This window comes from Clostridium chrysemydis, assembly GCF_015234215.1.
In the GTDB taxonomy this organism is placed as follows: domain Bacteria; phylum Bacillota; class Clostridia; order Clostridiales; family Clostridiaceae; genus Clostridium; species Clostridium chrysemydis.
The window spans coordinates 406,029-424,891 of the sequence record NZ_JADEKP010000002.1 but is presented as its reverse complement, the minus strand read 5'-3'; the positions used below and the strand labels follow the sequence as shown (position 1 = coordinate 424,891).

At 27.5% G+C, this 18,863-nt stretch carries 16 protein-coding genes; 1 reads left to right on the top strand and 15 read right to left on the bottom strand.

Annotated elements, in window-relative coordinates:
* Window positions 1-228 precede the first annotated feature (228 nt).
* Entirely contained in the window at window positions 229-2,229 is a 2,001-nt protein-coding gene (locus INR60_RS09910) for a methyl-accepting chemotaxis protein (protein ID WP_194191361.1), read from the top strand.
* A 44-nt stretch (window positions 2,230-2,273) separates the two neighbouring features.
* Here INR60_RS09910 and INR60_RS09905 read toward each other — a convergent pair whose 3' ends face one another.
* From INR60_RS09905 to INR60_RS09835, 15 genes are all read right to left on the bottom strand, one after another.
* Entirely contained in the window at window positions 2,274-3,164 is an 891-nt protein-coding gene (locus INR60_RS09905; RefSeq protein WP_194191360.1) for a DUF368 domain-containing protein, read from the bottom strand.
* A 163-nt stretch (window positions 3,165-3,327) separates the two neighbouring features.
* Window positions 3,328-4,326, bottom strand: coding sequence for an inorganic phosphate transporter (locus INR60_RS09900; RefSeq protein ID WP_194191359.1), 999 nt, complete (start codon window positions 4,324-4,326; stop codon window positions 3,328-3,330).
* Window positions 4,319-4,945: a DUF47 domain-containing protein gene (locus INR60_RS09895; protein WP_194191358.1), complete on the bottom strand. Its 627-nt coding sequence runs from the start codon at window positions 4,943-4,945 to the stop codon at window positions 4,319-4,321. Before INR60_RS09895 ends, INR60_RS09900 begins: the two co-directional genes overlap by 8 nt.
* Before the next feature lie 233 nt (window positions 4,946-5,178).
* Entirely contained in the window at window positions 5,179-6,117 is a 939-nt protein-coding gene (locus INR60_RS09890) for a siderophore ABC transporter substrate-binding protein (RefSeq protein WP_194191357.1), read from the bottom strand.
* Window positions 6,118-6,139: 22 nt separating this feature from the next.
* Window positions 6,140-6,895 (bottom strand): iron ABC transporter ATP-binding protein, encoded by a 756-nt coding sequence (locus INR60_RS09885; RefSeq protein WP_194191356.1) that lies wholly within the window; start codon window positions 6,893-6,895, stop codon window positions 6,140-6,142.
* Window positions 6,895-7,863: an iron chelate uptake ABC transporter family permease subunit gene (locus tag INR60_RS09880; protein ID WP_194191355.1), complete on the bottom strand. Its 969-nt coding sequence runs from the start codon at window positions 7,861-7,863 to the stop codon at window positions 6,895-6,897. The genes INR60_RS09885 and INR60_RS09880 overlap by 1 nt, the downstream gene beginning before the upstream one ends.
* Complete coding sequence (locus tag INR60_RS09875) at window positions 7,853-8,806, bottom strand: ABC transporter permease (RefSeq protein ID WP_194191354.1); 954 nt, start codon at window positions 8,804-8,806, stop codon at window positions 7,853-7,855. Before INR60_RS09875 ends, INR60_RS09880 begins: the two co-directional genes overlap by 11 nt.
* A gap of 200 nt (window positions 8,807-9,006) precedes the next feature.
* Window positions 9,007-10,506 (bottom strand): DUF1846 domain-containing protein, encoded by a 1,500-nt coding sequence (locus tag INR60_RS09870; RefSeq protein ID WP_194191353.1) that lies wholly within the window; start codon window positions 10,504-10,506, stop codon window positions 9,007-9,009.
* Between the two features lie 102 nt (window positions 10,507-10,608).
* Window positions 10,609-11,283, bottom strand: a complete 675-nt coding sequence (locus tag INR60_RS09865) for a response regulator (RefSeq protein ID WP_194191352.1) — start codon at window positions 11,281-11,283, stop codon at window positions 10,609-10,611.
* A gap of 13 nt (window positions 11,284-11,296) precedes the next feature.
* Window positions 11,297-12,832: an ATP-binding protein gene (locus INR60_RS09860; RefSeq protein ID WP_194191351.1), complete on the bottom strand. Its 1,536-nt coding sequence runs from the start codon at window positions 12,830-12,832 to the stop codon at window positions 11,297-11,299.
* 322 nt (window positions 12,833-13,154) lie between these two features.
* On the bottom strand, window positions 13,155-14,153 hold the full coding sequence (locus INR60_RS09855) for a 2-hydroxyacid dehydrogenase (protein ID WP_194191350.1): 999 nt from the start codon (window positions 14,151-14,153) through the stop codon (window positions 13,155-13,157).
* Between the two features lie 74 nt (window positions 14,154-14,227).
* Window positions 14,228-15,295 carry an AEC family transporter gene (locus tag INR60_RS09850; protein WP_207729552.1) on the bottom strand — a complete coding sequence of 356 codons (1,068 nt, stop codon included), beginning with the start codon at window positions 15,293-15,295 and terminating at the stop codon, window positions 14,228-14,230.
* Between the two features lie 213 nt (window positions 15,296-15,508).
* Window positions 15,509-16,225 carry a hypothetical protein gene (locus tag INR60_RS09845; protein WP_194191349.1) on the bottom strand — a complete coding sequence of 239 codons (717 nt, stop codon included), beginning with the start codon at window positions 16,223-16,225 and terminating at the stop codon, window positions 15,509-15,511.
* 23 nt (window positions 16,226-16,248) lie between these two features.
* A complete protein-coding gene (locus INR60_RS09840; RefSeq protein ID WP_194191348.1) occupies window positions 16,249-16,959 on the bottom strand; it encodes a phosphatase in 711 nt (236 codons plus the stop codon).
* Between the two features lie 443 nt (window positions 16,960-17,402).
* Window positions 17,403-18,788, bottom strand: a complete 1,386-nt coding sequence (locus INR60_RS09835; RefSeq protein ID WP_194191347.1) for an MATE family efflux transporter — start codon at window positions 18,786-18,788, stop codon at window positions 17,403-17,405.
* Window positions 18,789-18,863: the final 75 nt, after the last annotated feature.

The following is an 18,863-nucleotide window of genomic DNA, read 5'->3' as shown; positions in this document are numbered from 1 at the left end:
CTTTTTATTCATTTTTTAATTAAGTTAACGATAATATAGTAAGACTTGAAATACTTATAAATTATATGAATTTTACTAAATTATTTCCATATAGATAACAAACTGTAAATAAAATGTAAATCTCTGTAATTAAAGTATGTAAGTTGCTATAATGTTTATGGAATTAATAAAAATATAATTAAAAATTGAATATAATTATATTTTACACAAAATCAAAGGAGAGTTGTCATGAAGAAAATTAAATTTTCAAGCATTAAATCTAAACTCTTAGCTATTTTTATTCCTGTAATAATAATTTTTAATATTATTTTTGGTGTAATAGCTTATCAAATAGGTGAAAAAGCCTTAGAGGGAAATAGTGAAGAGTTAATGATAGAAATTTCAAAGAATATTTCTAATTCAATCCAATCTAATATAAATAATAATTTTGACACATTAAATATGGTTGCAGGTGATGGTGAAGTCACAAACTTAGATAAAGATACTATGAAAGAATTAGCACGTGTCGCTAAAGAACGTGGTGACGTTACTATAGGATATGCAACTTTAAATGGTGATGCTGTTTATACTGATGGTACTAAAGAGAATTTAAAGGGTAAGCCTTTCTTTGAAAAAGCCATTTCAGGAGAAAACTACCTTCAACCACCTTTTATAAGCCCTCATTCAGGTAATGTCGTAATGATGTACTCAGTTCCAATTAAAAAAGATGGGAAAATAAATGGTGCACTTATATGCGTAAGAAGTGGTGACGATTTAAATTCTACTATTAAAAACATCAAATTCTTAGATAACGGAGCAGCTTATATCTTAACTCCATCTGGTGATGTTGTAGCTGCAACTGATTCAAACATAATGAAAATAGGAAACATAATAAAAGAAGCTGAAAAAGATCCTAAATTTAAAGATTTAGCAGATATTCAAGGTAAGATGCTAAAAGCTGACAGTGGCTTTGGTGAATATACTTTTGAAGGTGAAACTGATTATACTTCATATTCAAAAATACCTGGTACTGATTTAGTTTCTGCAGTTTATGTAAATCGTGATAATGTACTTAAAGATTTAAGTTGGCTTAGAGATATTTTAGCTTTAGTATGCGTAGTTTCCGTTGCTGTACTTTCAGTTATAATAATATTTGTAGGTAAATACTTAACTAAAGGTTTAATAGTTGCAAAAGATGAAGTTGATAAGATAGCACAAGGAGATTTCACAGGTACAATAGATGAAAAAATCCTTACTTTAAATGATGAAGTTGGTGATATGTGTACTTCTCTTCAAGCTTCAAAATCATCTATGTCTCATATGATATCTTCTGTTAAAAATGCAACTAATACAATCGAAGGTAACGCAACTAACTTAGCTGCAATTTCAGAAGAACTTTCAGCACTTACTCAAAGCATATCAACGGCTATAGCAGATGTTGCTGACGGTACTACATCACAAGCTTCAAACCTTACTGATATAGTTGGTACTTTAAATGGTTTTGGTAATAAGTTAAACGAAATGCTAAATGCCATAAAATCAATAAATGAAATGACAGAAGAAATTTCATCAAAAACAGGTTCAAGCTATAATGATTTAGGTGATTTAATTTCTTCAATTGAAAGTTTTACTAATAACTTTAAAACATTCTCATCAAACATAAATGATATGGGATCAAATATAGAAAAAGTTAATGCAATTACAGATTTAATTAACAGCTTAGCTGAACAAACTAACTTACTTGCATTAAATGCTGCTATTGAAGCTGCAAGAGCTGGCGAAGCTGGTAAGGGATTTGCTGTAGTCGCTGAAGAAATTAGAAGCCTTGCTGAAAGAAGTAAAGAGTCTTCAAATGGAATTTACGATATAGTAAATGAATTGCTTCATACAACAAAAACTATAATAAAAGATACTGATACTATGAATAGTGATTTAGATGGTCAAAAGGTAACTATAAATGCTACACTAAAATCATTTGAAGATATAACAGAATCAGTAACTACTATGACTCCAAAAATTAAGAATATAACTGATGGATTTAACGTTATAAATTCTGATAAAGATGGAATCATTAAAAATATAGAAGAAATATCTGCAGTTTCAGAAGAGATAGCGGCTTCATCAGAAGAGATATCAGCTTCTTCTGAAGAATTAAACAACTCAAGTAATGAAGTTGCAATAAGTGCTCAAGAGCTATCTGAAAACTCAGTTGATATTAAAACACTAGTTGATGAATTCAAAATAGACTAAAATTTAAGACCTAATAGGAAAATTCCTATTAGGTCTTAATTATTTTAATTCTTCTTTTTTTCTAAAGCTATCTTTAATCTTTCAAGTCCTATTATTAAAGCACCACCTATAATAAAGTATAATGGACTAAATGTGCTTAAATCCATTGCAGGCTTTGGAGTGCTTAAAGTTAAAGGTCCCATAACTACAGCATATAAAGAACCTATCATAAGTCCTAAAACGCAGTATATTGTTTGAGATCTATAATTTGCTAAAGAGAATTTAACTCCTCTTATAGTTAAAGCTATTCCAGCTAAAACTCCAAGTCCAAAAATTATAACAACAGGTAAAAACCTTAAGTCAAATTTAATAACACCTTTTACAGCTCCCATTATAGGTGCGTATAAACCAAATATTAAAAGTATAGTTGACCCTGATATACCAGGTAAAACCATAGCTGATATAGCTACCATAGCTGATACAAAAATATAAATTATTAACCCTACATTTAAACTTTCCACAGAAACAGAAATTCCACTTCCTCCTGTCATAGGATTAAAATATGTTATTGAAAAAACTAAAATTATTCCAATTATAAGGAATATTATGTTTTTATAATGTCCTACTATGCTTTCTTTTTCTTCTTTAAAAATCATTGGTATAGCTACTATTATAAATCCTATAAATAAAGAACTTATTTCGTAGATATGTGATTCAAAAATTGATGTTATAAATAATGCTGATAAAACGAATCCACAAACCCAACCTATTCCAAGTTTAAATAAAAATTTTATTGCATTAATTCTTTCTTCTTTAGTTCCTGATATTAAGCTATTTAAAGAATTTATAAACTTATCATAAAAACCTAAAATAAAAGCTATAGTCCCACCTGAAACTCCAGGTACACTATCTGCTAATGCCATACAGAAACCTCTAATGAAGTTAATAATGTACATCTTACCTCTCCTTTTTCATCTTAATCTTTTTATATATGCAAATCTAATTTTATCCTTTTTAAAGAAAAAAATCTACTTTAATGGAAAATTTATATCTTAATTATTTATAAATTGTAATTTTTACCCTAAAAAAATCTCATGAGAAATTTCTCATGAGATTTTTTTATATAAATAGTTTCATTACAAAAACAACTCCACCTGATATAACAGCACTTAATGGTATTGTTAGTACCCAGGCCCAAATAATATCTTTAGCAACTCCCCACTTAACTGATTTTAAGTTCTCTGATGCCCCTACTCCCATAATAGTTGTAGTTATTACTTGAGTTGTACTTACTGGTGCGTGGAAAAGTGTAGCCCCTAAAATTGATGTTGCTGCTCCCATTTGAGCTGCGAACCCTTTAACTGGTGTTAACTTTGTCATTCCACTTCCCATAGTTCTAATTATTTTCTTTCCTCCAATTGAAGTTCCAAGTGCCATAGCTAAAGCACAAGCAAATATTACCCAATCTGGAACTTCAAAAGTACTTATAAACCCTCCACTTATTAAGGCCATAGTTATAATACCCATTGATTTTTGAGCATCATTTGAACCGTGGTTTAAAGCCATAAAAGCAGAAGCTACTATTTGTAACTTTAAGAATAGCTTATTTACTACAGCTAACTTAAAAGGCTTTAAAATCCAATTTAAAATAACTATTATAAAATATCCTAAAATAAAACCTATTAAAGGCCCAAGGATAAGCCATACTACTACTTCATCAAATACATTATTCCATTGAATAACTTTTATAGTACCGTTATAAACAACACCACCACCTATTAAAGAACCAATAAGTGCGTGTGATGAACTACTTGGAATACCAAAATACCAAGTTATAAGATTCCAGACAACGCAAGATATAAGCACTCCTATTATTACCCATTGAGGCATAAATTCATGATTAATAATATTATCACCAACTGTTTTAGCAACAGCAGTTCCTAAAAATGCCCCTATAAAGTTAAATACAGCACAAAGAGCTATTGCAACCCCTGGCGATAAAGCTCTTGTAGTTATTGTTGTAGCTACAGCTGTTGCAGTATCATGAAATCCATTAATAAAATCAAATGCTACAGCTAGTACAACTATTATGACTGTTATTACAACTGTACTATGCATGCTTCATTACAACTCCTTCTACGATAGCTGCAACCTTTTCACACATATCTAATGTATTTTCAAGTGAATTATATATGTCTTTCCATTTAATTATATTTAAAACATCTTTTTCATCTTTGAATAATATTGCAATTGTTTTTCTGTAAAGTAGATCTCCATTATGTTCAATTTCATTTATCTTTTTAATTTTATCAAGCATTTTATTATGCTTTTTACCTATTTTCTTAAGTTCTTCCATAAGATCTAAAGTTTCTTCAGTAGCTCTTATTACCATGCTACACATCTCTATAGCTTCTGGTCTGCTTTCTTTAATATCATACATTAAGAACTTACTGCTTGTTGAATCTATGTAGTCTAATATATCATCCATCCACTTTACAAGTCTATGTATATCCTCTCTGTCTATCGGTGTTATAAAGGCATTGTTAAGTTCAATTACACTATGTCTTTCTAAATCATCACCTTTATGTTCAAGTTTTCCTATTTGTTTAGCTATTACTTCTTTTTCATCTAAATTTTCTAGTGATTTTTTTAATAGGACAGCAGCTTCATTTATTATTTTAGCTTGTTCTATAAACATTTCAAAAAATTTATCGTCTTTAGGATTTAAATTAAACATTCTGTCAACTCCTCAATTTACAATTAAATTACTCTTTTTAATTACTTCTTTAGTATATTATTTTAGAAATTCCTTTTAAATAATTTACAACGTTAATTTACGTATTGTTTTTGTATTTAACGTAGAATTAATATAATTGCAATTTTGTTCACATTTTTGTAGTAAATTATTAACAATATTAAATAAAATGCAAGAGATTACTTTTAAAGTACCCTCTTGCATTTCTTAGTATTTTATAATGTTTTTTCCATTTCATCTAACATATTTTCAGTAGCTATAATACCTGCACCTCCTAGATACCAAGTTTTGGTATCTAAGTATATTATCTTACCATTTTTATAAGCATCTGTTCTTTTTATTAATTCGTTTTCCATTATATTTTTTGCCTTTTCACCGTTTGTGCTGCTTACTACACCTTTATCAATAACAAATAGATATTCTGGATTTTTATCTAAAATATATTCATTTGATACATTTTGACCATGACCTTCTACTTTTATATTTTTATCTACAGGATTATATAAAAATTTATCATAAATCATCCCAAATCTTGAAGAAGGTCCATAAACACTTATATTTCCATCATAAACCATAGCTACTAGTGCATTACGATTTTCCTTTTTAACCTTTTCACCTATCTTTGAAATTCTAGAATTGATTTCTTCAACCTTTTTCTTCGAAAAATCTTCTTTTCCATAAATTTTAGATAAGATATCTATATTATCATTAAGTGATTTAAAATGATCATTATTTATAGTTCCAAGACCTATAGTTGGAGCTATCTTTGATAACTCATCATAATAATCTCCCTGTCTTCCTTCTATTATTATTAAATCTGGCTTTAATTCGTTTATCTTTTCCATATTAAATTCTTTTAAAGAACCTAAATCTACATACTTTTCATCTTTAAAGTTTTCAAGGTAAGTTGGAAGTGATGATTTTGGAAGTGCTATTACATCTTCACCCATTGATTTTATTATATCTAATGCACCGTAATCTAAAACTACAACCCTTTTTGGATTTTTCTTAACCTCTGTAACTCCATATCTATGGGTTATACTTATAGTATCATTGGAATTTGCCATACCTATTCCTTTATCGTTAAATTTTATAAATGCAAAAATTAATCCTATTATAATTATTCCGCTTATTAATATAATTTTCTTTTTCAAAATTTTTCCTCCTAATCTTTACTTAAAAGTAAACACATATACTATTTTCATTTATTTTATGAATATCAAATTCTATTTCATAGACCTCTTCTAAGAAATCTTTATTTATTATTTTTTGGCTTATATTTGATTCTTTAAGCTTTCCATCTTTTAAAACAACAATATTATCAGAATAACAAGATGCAAAGTTAATATCATGCATAACGATTATTACAGTTTTATTTAAATCTTTAGCTAAATTTTTTAATACCCTCATCATCTTAACAGAATGCTTCATATCAAGATTATTTAAAGGTTCATCTAAAAGTATATACTGAGTATCTTGTGCTATTACCATTGCGATAAATGCCCGTTGTCTTTGCCCTCCACTTAATTCATCTAAGTACTTATCTTTAATTTCATTAAGTTCCATATAATTTATGGCCTTATTAACTAAGTTATAATCTTCCTTTTTAAGCCTTCCAGCGCAATAAGGAAACCTTCCAAAGCTAACTAATTCTTCTACTGTTATCCTTACGTTTATATTATTTGACTGCCTTAAAATAGAAAGTTTCTTTGAAAGCTCATTTTCATCATAATTTTTAATATCTTTATCATCAATTATTACTTCCCCTAAGAATTCTTTATCGATTCTTGCAATTATAGAAAGTAGTGTACTTTTACCTGCACCATTTGGTCCTATAAAAGAAGTTATCTTTCCTTTTTCTATCTTTAAAGAAACATCATCTAATACTTTTTTATCCCCATATTTTTTAGTAATATTTCTAACCTCAATCATTATTTTTTATTCTCCTTAATTATTATGTAAATAAAATAAATTCCGCCTACAAAATTTATTATAGTACTTACTGTATTCGTATAATTTAATATTCTCTCTACGATAAGTTGTCCAAATAATAAAGATATTATCCCTAAAAGCACTGCACAAAATATAGTGTACTTATGCCTAAAATTTTTCATTAAATTATAAGATAAATTAGATACTAATATTCCAAGGAAGGTTATAGGCCCTACAAGTGCAGTTGAAACAGAAACTAATATAGATACATAAATCAAAGTTGTCTTTGCAGTCTTTTCGTAATTAATTCCAATGTTTATAGAATTATCTCTTCCAAGTAGTAATGCATCATATAAGTTAGTTTTTTCAAATATATTTAAAGCTAATATAAATATAATTACAGACGAAATAAAAAGTATATTTACATTTATATTATTAAAGCTTGCAAAAAGTTTTCCCTGTAAACTTTGAAAATCATTAGGGTCTATTAATACACTTAAAAATGTACTTAAACTTTTAAAAAATGTACCAAAGACAGTTCCAACTAAAAGCATTAAATATATATTTATTCTCTTTTTAAACATCATTCTATGAAGTATTAAAGAATTTAAAATCATAAGAAATAAAACTAAAAAGAAGTTTATATTCTTATTTGTCATAACTATGCTGCTTGTTCCAAAAACAAAGACTGAAAAAGTTTGAAATAATCCATATAAAGAATCTAACCCTAATATACTAGGTGTAAGAATTCTATTATCTGTAACTGTTTGAAATATAACAGATGATATCCCAATCGCTGTAGCTGAAATTATAATAGCTAATACCTTCGGTACTCTTTTTGATATATTGTAGCTAAAATTAATTTCATTTAATCCTTCAAAGATAAAAACAAATGCTAGTATAACTGCAATGACACTTAAAATAAGCAATACAATTTTATCTTTATTAAAACTTGTTTTAACTTCCATATCTTTGCCTCCTAAATAATAAGTACAAGAATGAAAAACTTCCTATAACACCAACAGTTAGACTTATTGGAATTTCATATGGATAAATTATTATTCTAGATAAAATATCACAAGCTAAAACAAATATTCCTCCAAACAAAGCAGTGACACCTAAATTTTTAGATAAGTTATCTCCAAGCCTTATAGATACTATATTAGGTATAATAAGTCCAACATATGGAATACTTCCTACTGTTATAACAACAAGTGATGACATTATTGCAACTATTAAAACTCCAATATTTATAACAGTATTAAACTTAATTCCAAGGTTTGTTGCTATATCCTCCCCCATCCCGACTATAGTGAATTTATTTGCATAAAGAAACCCAAAAGATAAGATAGGTATAGTAAGTAGTATAAGTTCATAATTACCTTTTAAAACTGATGAAAAATCACCTTGTAAAAAAGAATTCATATTTTGTATAAGGTCATACCTATAAGCAAAGAAATCTGTAGTTGAACTAATAACGTTACCGAGCATTATACCAATTAAAGGAATGAAAATACTGTTTTTTAATTTAATTGATTTTAATATTTTCATAAATATAACTGTACCTAAAATTGAAAAAATAAAAGATACAACCATTTTTTGAAGTAATGTTGCTCCTGTAAAAATTAACATTGAAATAAGCACTCCAAATTTTGCAGAGTCTATAGTTGCAGCTGTTGTTGGAGAAATAAATTTATTGTTACTTATTTGTTGCATTATAATCCCAGAAACACTCATAGCCATACCAGCTGTTACTATACTTATAAGTCTAGGTATTCTACTTATTAGTAATATATTTACCTTTTCGTTATCTAATAAAAACAAATCAGACATTTTTATATCAGACACTCCGATAAATACAGATATAAAAGATAAAAATATTAATATAAGAATTAAATATCTTTTTTTCAAATCGCCCTCCCCTTTTTTGATAATTATTTTCTTTTGATTATTGTTTTCATTTATATTCTATTGATAATTATTATCAAAGTCAATACTTTTTTAATTTTTTTAAAATAAACAGTAAATAAGATATTTTAATTTTTTAATTCACAAAATATAATTTAAGGCAAAATAAAAAAGGTAGAGTTTAAAACTCTACCTTTTTAGTGTTAGTAATATAAATTTTGCGTTGGATATTCCGGATCGCAAGTTATATCTACACCTATTTTTCTAAATGTTTGCTCATCATTATTACTAATAATATTAGTTGAATGAGCTTGAGCTCCCTTTAAAAGATTTAACTTATCTAAAGCTACTTGAGCTACAGGGTTAGTTGCTTTTGAAATACTTAAAGCCATTAATACCTCTTCAGCATTTAATGCTGGTCTTTTAGAAGCTAAAGTATCTTTTTTAAGACTTATTATAGGCTCTAATATTGCAGGTGAAATTAGATGAATTTCATCTGAAATATTTGCTAAGTATTTTATTGCATTTACTATAACAGCTGCGCTTCCTTCCATTAAATCTGAAGTTTTACCAGTTACTATAGTTCCATTTTCTAGTTCCATAGAAACTACAGGACAAATATCACTTTTTGTAGTAGATTTTAATTCTTCTGACTTTTCTCTAGCTACATTTACAACTTTTCTATCTTGAGGTTTTAAGTTAAGTTCTTCCATAATTAAAGCTACTCTTTCAAAAGTATCTTTATCTACGTAACCTTTTTTGTACTCACAAGCTGTTTTAAAGTATCTTCTTATTATTTCTTGTTTTGATGCCTCTTTAACTACTTCGTCATCAATTATTCCAAAACCTACTCTGTTAACTCCCATATCTGTAGGTGATTTATAGACTGATTCTTTTCCTGTAATCTTTTCTATAATCCTTTTTAAAACTGGGAAACTTTCAATATCTCTGTTATAGTTAACAGCTACTTTGTTATATGCATCAAAGTGGAATGAATCTATCATATTTACATCTTTTAAATCTGCTGTAGCAGCTTCGTATGCTATATTTAAAGGATGTTTTAAAGGAACGTTCCAAACTGGGAAAGTTTCAAATTTAGAATAACCAGCTTCTCTTCCAAGTCTTGACTCGTGATAAAGCTGACTTAAACAAGTTGCAAGTTTTCCACTTCCAGGTCCTGGAGCTGTTACTACTACTATAGGTTTTTCAGTCTCTATATATGGATTTTTTCCATATCCTTCTTCACTTACTATAGTATCTACATCTGTAGGGTATCCTTTAGTAGCTCTATGTTTATAAACCTTTATTCCTCTTCTCTCAAGTTTGTTTATAAATACATTAGTTGCAGGTTGCTCGTTATATCTTGTTATAACTACACTATTTACATCTAAGTCATATGATCTTAAATCATCAATAAGTCTTAAAACGTCAACATCGTAAGTTATTCCAAAATCTCCTCTAATTTTATTTCTTTCAATATCTCCTGCATATAAACAGATTATTATTTCTACATTTTCTCTAAGCTTATGTAATAATTTTATCTTAGCATTCTCATCAAAGCCTGGTAATACTCTTTTAGCGTGTAAATCAAATAATAATTTACCTCCAAACTCTAAATATAACTTATCATAATTGTTAACTCTCTCTAGAATATACTTTGATTGTTCCTCTAAGTATTTTTTGTGATCAAAACCTATCTTCATATTTACTCCCTCACTAAGATTTATTTATTACTCATACAATATAAACACAATTTTATTAAACTATTTATTATTATCACACATTTTTTTCTATAAGTAAATTATCTAATTTTTCGAAAAAATTAATTTATATTCAGGTCTTCCTATATTTCCATAATCAATATCTACCTTAACTTCTCCTATAGATTCTAAGTAATCAATATATTTTTTTATTGTAACATTACTTATACCAAGTTCTTCTGAAAGATTCTTTATAGTCCAAATCTCCCTCTTATCTTCTTTTACTAAATCGTATATTCTAAGTAAAGTTTTTTTATTTATACCTTTAGGAAGATCTCTGTCTAATTCCTTTTTAGTATTATAAAGGCTATCTACTTTAGCTTGATTTAACTTTTTAGAGCTTTTTAATAGTTCATTTTTAGTGTTGTATTTTTCTAACGCTATTTTAAATCTATCAAACTCAAAGGGCTTTATTAAATAATCAATAGCACCATAGGCAAAGGCTCTTTTTATCTCTTCATTATTATCAGCTGCAGTCATCATTATTACATCTGTTAAAAATCCTTTTTCTCTAATATCTTTTAGAATTTCAAAACCATTTTCTTTAGGAAGATATACATCTAAAAGTATTAAACTTATATCTTCTTTTTTTAAATTTTCTATAAGTTCATCTTTAGTTGTAACTACACTACATACACTAAAGCCTTCTACCATCTCTACGTATTTTCTATTAATTAAAGCTACCATAGGGTCATCTTCAACTATAATTACTTTTCTCATATTTCACCTTCATCTATTTTTTTAATGTTACTTTAAAGATTTTATAATCTTTTTCTTCTATAATATCAATATCACCATCATAAAGTTCTACTCTTCCCTTTAAAGTAGATAATCCAATTCCTCTACCTTCTCCTTTAGAACTTACTCCAGATTCAAAAATATACTCTCTAATTAAAGGGTCTATTTTTTTTCCGTTATCTTTTACTTGCATTTCTATTTTTTCACTATTTTCATTTAGATATACTAAAACGTATTTATCCTTTCTTTTTGCGTTATCAAAAGAATCATAAGCGTTTTCTATAAGGTTACCTAATATTATAACTATATCTGTAGAAGTTATTCTTCCGTGATCTTTTAAAACTGAAGTTTTTTTATTTATTTCAAACCTAATATCTTTTTCTTTTGCTATAAGTTTTTTACTAAGAATCATTGCACTAAGTAAATTGTCTTTTACATTTGAAACGTTAAGCTTTTTAGCATCTACTTCTGTTTGACATTGATTTATATACTTTTTAGCCTCATCGTATTCCTCAACGTTTATAAGCCCAAGTATCACATGAAGTTTATTTTTAAACTCGTGAATATTTGCTCTTATATTTTTAAGCATCTCATCTACCCCTGTTATTTCTCTTGCAACTTTACTTATATTATCCCTATTCATAATACTAATAACTGCACCAAAATACTTTCCAGAGTCTTCAATAAAACTTAAATTTACAAATACCTTTTCATCTTTAATTATAAATTCTTTCATTTTAAAACATTTCTTCTCTTCTATACTTTCTTTAAGTTTTAATACTAAATCATTTACTTCTAAGTCACTATATTTTTTTATACATTCAATATTTTTCTCTATCACTTTATTATTTTTATCAATAGCTATTACAGGATTACTAATCGTATCTAAAATTATTCTTTTTTCTCTGTAGAGCCTTGATATCTCTTCAGGTTCAAGCCCTAATATTGATTCTTTTACCTTTCTTGCAAAATACTCTGCGAGTATTATAGTTATAAGTATTACAATTAAAAGTACTCCTCCATAAGAAAATATAGTTTTAGCATTCATTTTTTCCATATCTGATAGATACTTACCAACCATAACAAACCCTACTTGTTTTCCTTCAAGATATATCGGTTTAAAGTATCTATATGTAATTCCAACAGAACCTTCCATAGTTGAAAAATAACTTTCTCCCGTATTAATTACTTTTTGATTGTCAGGATTTTTGTATCTTTCTCCAACTTGAGACTTATCTAAGTGGGAATATTTAATCCCTTTCATATCTCCAACTACAATAATATCTACGTTTCTAAAGTTTTCTATATATTCATTTACATAATCTTGGATAGATCTATCATTATCTTCATCTTTTAATTTTTCTTGAACCAAGGGAGTATTACTTACTACAAATGCAGTTTCTTTTAAATCACTTTCAATATTATCTTCGATTGATTTAAGCATTAAGTTAGTAAAAAATACATAAGACATTATAAGAGGTATAGTTGCAATTGCAATACAAATTATTCTTACTTTATTTTTAAATTTCATAATTCCTCCTTTTCTATTAGAGTAATATACTTTTTACTTTTTTTCTACTAATTTTAATCTAATAAAAAATAAAAAACGCAGACATTAATATCTGCGCTTTTTATACTAGTATAGAACTCCTGCAAATGCCATTGCTACAAATCCTAAAACTAAAATTATACAAGCTATTATAGCTACTTTTCGAACTACCTTTTGCTCTTTATCTTCATGCATTTTACCCATAGAACACACTCCAAACATTATAAGTTTTTTATAATGTTATCATATATTTACAATTGTTTGGATAAACTTTTTGTAAATATAAGTAAGTTTCTGTGTCTAATTAAGCTATTGCATTTTTACAAGTATTTTCAGTTAAATACTCATTCATATTGTCATAAGAAATACTTATCATATTAGTTAAAGCTTCATCTGTATATGATCCTATATGAGGAGTTATTAAAACTTTAGGATACATATTAACTAACTTTTCAACAGTAGGATCTTCTAACTCTTGTCCATTTAAGTCTTTAAAGAAGAATCTCTTTTCTCCTTCTAAAACGTCAGTTCCAAATCCTCCAACTTTTCCACTTTCAAGACCTTCTAAAATAGCATCTAAATCTTGAAGTTCTCCTCTAGCTGTATTTAATAATATAGCTCCTTCTTTCATATTAGATATAAACTCTTTATTTATGAAGTGATAGTTTACATCTTTTATATATGGCATATGAACTGAAATAACATCTGATGTTTTTATTAACTCTTCTTGACTTACAAATTCAACAACCTCTTTAGCTGCATCACTTTGGAATACGTCAAATGCAATAACTCTAGCCCCTAACCCTTTGAAAAGTTTAGCTGTAGTTAATCCTATTTTACCAGCTCCAATTATACCTACTGTACAATTTCTTATTTCTTTACTAAACATTTCAGCATCAACTATAAAGTTTTTATTTTTAGTTCTCTCTACTGCATAAGCTGTATGTCTTAAAAGCATCATTGCGTGAGAAACTGCAAGCTCTCCTATAGCATTTGGTGAATATCCAGGTACTCTAGCTGATTTTAATCCTAGTTCTTTAACTGCTTCTAAGTCAACGTGGTCAAAACCTACTGTTCTTGTTAAAACATATTTTAATCCACTCTTAGCTAAAAGCTCTAAGTTTTGTCTATCAGCCATACAGTTTCCTCTAACCATTATAGCTTCAGCGCCTATAGCTTCTTTTACATTTTCATGATTTAAACCAGTGTTTACTAATTTTAATTCATATCCATACTTATTTAATTTGTGGAAAAATTCCACCTCTGTATCTCTTACTCCATAACATACTAATTTGATTCCCATATTTATTTCCTCCTATGACTAAAAGAATTTAAATGAAATGCTTAAAAGCATCTCATCTAAATTCAAAATTTTATTTAAACAAATAATCCTAAATTTTTAATTACTTCTAAAATCACTATCCAAAACGGCATAGCAACTACTGCTACTATTGTTGATAGTAATGAGCAGTTTGATGATAAAAGTGATTCTTTATCAAAACTTATTGCATACGCTGCTGCAACTGTTGCAGTTGGAGCTGCCATCATTATTACAACTGTAGCTAATCCTACATATGACATAGGTAAAATACCTGTAACATTTAATACATAAAGTATAACTATATTTATAGCTGGTACTATGATTACCTTTTGTATGCTGTAGAACCATGAATCTTTTGATCCCATAGCTTCTTTAAATGGTATTGCTGCTAATTGAGCTCCTATTGCAAGCCAAGCTAGTGGTGAGCATAAAGCACTTAAATAAGTAAGTGGTTTATAAAGCCATGGTAAAGTTTGATCTATTCTTAAAAATGCAACTTCTTTTACTCCCTCTTTTGTTGTTACTGCAACTTGTGGAAGCATATCTTGGAATAACCATATAAATAACCCTAAGAATGTTGCGATTATTATTGGATTTAAGAACATTTCTTTTAAGTTCTTTTTCATGTTTGACTTGTCCATTTTTACACCAGACATTTTGATATATCCATATGAATATAAGAAAACTCTGTATGCTATGTTAAATATTGATGAATACATAACTCCTACTGCTCCATAAACAGCTTGTACTATTGGAGTTCCGAAGAATGTAGTTGATCCAAATACTGTTAATACTCTAAGTACTTCTTGTTTTTCGCCTTTATACTTTGAATAAAGTATTTTAGTTACGAAAATTAAAAGAATATAAATTACAAATCCCCAGATTAATAAGCTCATACCTTCTTGTAAACTTTTCTTATTTATATCAACTAAGAAAGATTTTAAAGCTAATGCAGGAATTGCAACTGAAAGAACTACTTTTGTTAGAACTTTTGAAGCTCCATCATTTATTATGTTTTTTCTTCTTAAATAAAATCCTAAAAATATAATTGCTACTGATGAAAATATTGCACCCATAATTTCGTTATCAGTAAGTGTTTTTTGCAAAATCGATAATATATCCATTTTCGATTTCCTCCTCTTTTTGTTTGTTATTTCTTTCACACTTATGTTATTACATTAACAAGTACCAAACAATTATATTTAAGTTTCTAAAGAGTTTTTTAACTTATTTAAGTGAATAATAATATTTAAATAGTGTTTTTTACTTATTTTTTATATGAAATTAACCATTCTTTGTTAATTTTTAGACTAATTGAAATAAAAAAATGCTAGAAATCAATTAATTTCTAGCATTAAAAAATATAATTCTTCTTTATTTTCTAAATTAATGTTGTTTATTTCAATGAGACTTTTAGAATCTAAGTATTCTTGTATTGGATCTATAATATGAGTTAACTCATTTAAATCAAATTCTTTTCCTGAAAAGATATCAATTCTTAGATCTAGTGCATACTGTAAATTTTTATTTTCTTCTAAAACTTTGTATACAGTCTTTCCAAATACATTAACGTTTCCTATAGGCGTTAGATAAATATTTCCTTCTTTTTTTATATTTCCAATCAAAATCTTCCTTATAAAAAAATTAAAAATCTCTTTTGTAAGTTTTTCTTTTTCTATATTTAAAGATCTATCTATAAAATTTTTATCTAATTTTATGTCTATATAATTATTAAGTTTATCTTTAATAGATTTTATGTACAAATCGATTTTGCTTTTTCTTTCATCATCACCTAGGATTAAAACATTATCATTTTTATTTATCTCTTTTTCTATTATCTCTTCAAAGCATTTATAATTAGTTCTTGCGATACTTATAATACTTATATTTATCTCATTTAAGAAAACAGTATAAACTTTATAAAAACTGACTGCATTACCATGCCTTAAGCATTTAACTTCACTTTTTACAGCTTTATCTTTATTTAAACTTCTAGAGATTCCCATTCCTTTAATTCCCAGATATAAAACCTTAACTCCCCTTCTACTATACATACTCTCCCCCAAAATTTATTACTTTATAAATTAAATATTTCTTTTATCTTTTCCTCATTATAATTTAAAATAAGTTCTTCATTAAATCCAAATTCTTTTACTACTTCTTTGCAGTAATCAAATCTACCTATATCATAACATATATGAGAATCACTTCCAAAAATTATCATAGCACCTTGTTTTTCACATTCTTTTAATAATATTTTTGCATTCTCTCTTGCACCTAATCTAAATCCGTTAGGCTTTAAAGATGAGTTATTAAGTTCAAGTAAAACTCCTAATTTCTTGGCTTCTTTTACAACTTTTTCGTAATCAACAGGATATCTTGAATCATCTAAATGACCTATAACTTTTACGTTTGGATGTTTTATTGCACTGATTACAGCATTTGTATTTTCTTCTTTTGTTCCAAAAGGAATGCAAGGTGGATGAAGACTAACTATTGCATAATCTAAAGATTTCAATTCATCCTCAGTCATATCTACAGTTCCTTCATAATCTAATATATTTACTTCTGCCCCTAAAAGGTTTCTTACATTACCTACTACCTTTGGTATTACTTTAAGGTTATTGAAATGATAAATATGTGCTGTTCCTGGCATCATTGGTGCGTGGTCTGATACACCTAAATATTTAAGTCCTTTTTCATTTGCTGAATCTATATTTTCTTTTACAGTACTATAAGCATGACCACTTGATATAGTATGACAATGTAAATCTATAAGTTCCTTCATTTTTTTCATCCTTTCTTTTGTACTTTATAAATTTAAAATAGTATTAATTACTTAATTATTCCTATACTTTAAAATTTAAACTTTTTAACCTTTTTATTATATCACTCTTATTTTTAATTTATAATATTAAACTATTATAAACTCATAAATTTATTTAAAAAATAAGAAACGGAAAGTAAACACTTTCCGTTTCTTATAATAATTCAATTAAAAATATCACAAACCGGCACGCTTGTAATATAAATTTAAAATAGAATTTGAAATTTATGGACTAAATAATAAACCGGCACATTTACTACTTAGCTATTTCTATATATAATAATACTCCTATTTTATTTTTAGTCAATATTTGACAAAGCCTTTTATATTTTTACCTAAAATCTTAGTGTAATTTTAAAAATAAAATAAAAGCCAAGGTTTAAACCTTAGCTTTTATTAAAAATTTAAATACTAATTTCTTTTTCTTTTAAATTTTTATCTACTGATAAAACCTTTTTATAAAATAAAACAAATGTTACTACTGTAATTACTGTTGCTAAAATATCGGCTACTGGTTCAGAAACTAACACCCCAAATACTTTATTTTCAAAAAAGTTTGGTAATATTATAGCTAGCGGGATAAGTAAAATAACCTTTCTAAGAAGGGCTAACAATAATGACTTCTTTGCTTGTCCTAATGCTAAAAATGTTTGCTGACAAGCTATTTGAGCACCAAAAACCAAAATCCCCGCAAAGTATATCTTTATACTCCAAGAAGTTTGCGTGTAAAGTTCTGGATTTTTATTAAATATACTTACAAAAACTCCAGGGAAAGCCATAAGTAGTAACCACATAACCACTGTATAAGATAAACTTATTTTTAATAATAACTTAAAGGTTTCACGAACTCTTGAAAGTTTTTCTGCACCGTAGTTATAACTCATTATAGGCTGCGCTCCTTGAGTCAGTCCCATAAGTGGTAGAATTACAATTTGCATAATGCTTGCCATTATAGTCATAGCACCAACTGCAATATCTCCACCAAACCTTGATAATTGATTATTCATTACAATAATCAATAAACTTTCTGTAGCTTGCATTATAAAAGGTGATATACCTAAAGCTAAAACTGAAAGCATAACCTTAACTTCTGGAACTAAAAACTTCTTTCTTATTTTTAATATTGTTTCTTTTCCAAACAAAAATTTTAAAACCCAAACTGCAGATACAAGTTGTCCACATACAGTGGCTAAAGCAGCACCTTTAACCCCCATATCAAATCCAAAAATTAATATAGGATCTAAAATAATATTTATAACCGCTCCTATCATAACAGTTGCCATTCCGATTTTTGCAAATCCTTGGGTATTTATAAATGGATTCATTCCAAGTGCAATTTGAACAAAAACAGTTCCAATTAAATAAATAGCTAAATAATCCATAGCATATCCTAATGTATTACTACTTGCACCAAACGCTATTAAAATAGGTTCTTTAAAAATTAAAAATACTATAGTCAATAAAACTCCCACACCTATAAGACTTGTAAAACTATTAGTCATAATTTTTTCAGCGCCGCCATTATCCTTTTTACCCATCTTTATTGCAGCAAGTGGCGCACCCCCCATGCCGATAAGGGCACTAAATGCTGAGACTATCATAATTATAGGAAATGCAACTCCAACTCCTGCCATAGCAAGTTCGCCACTAACCATTCTCCCTATAAATATTCTATCTACAATGTTATATAAAACATTTACTAACTGCGCTATAATAGCTGGAACCGCCAGACTAAAAAGAAGCTTTTTAATTTTGCCATTACCTAAGTCAGTACTTTTTTCTTTTTCCATATTCGATTCTCCTTATGAAAACTTTAGTATTTTGTATAATTTTTTCCAGTAAGTTTATACTAATACTTTACCTCT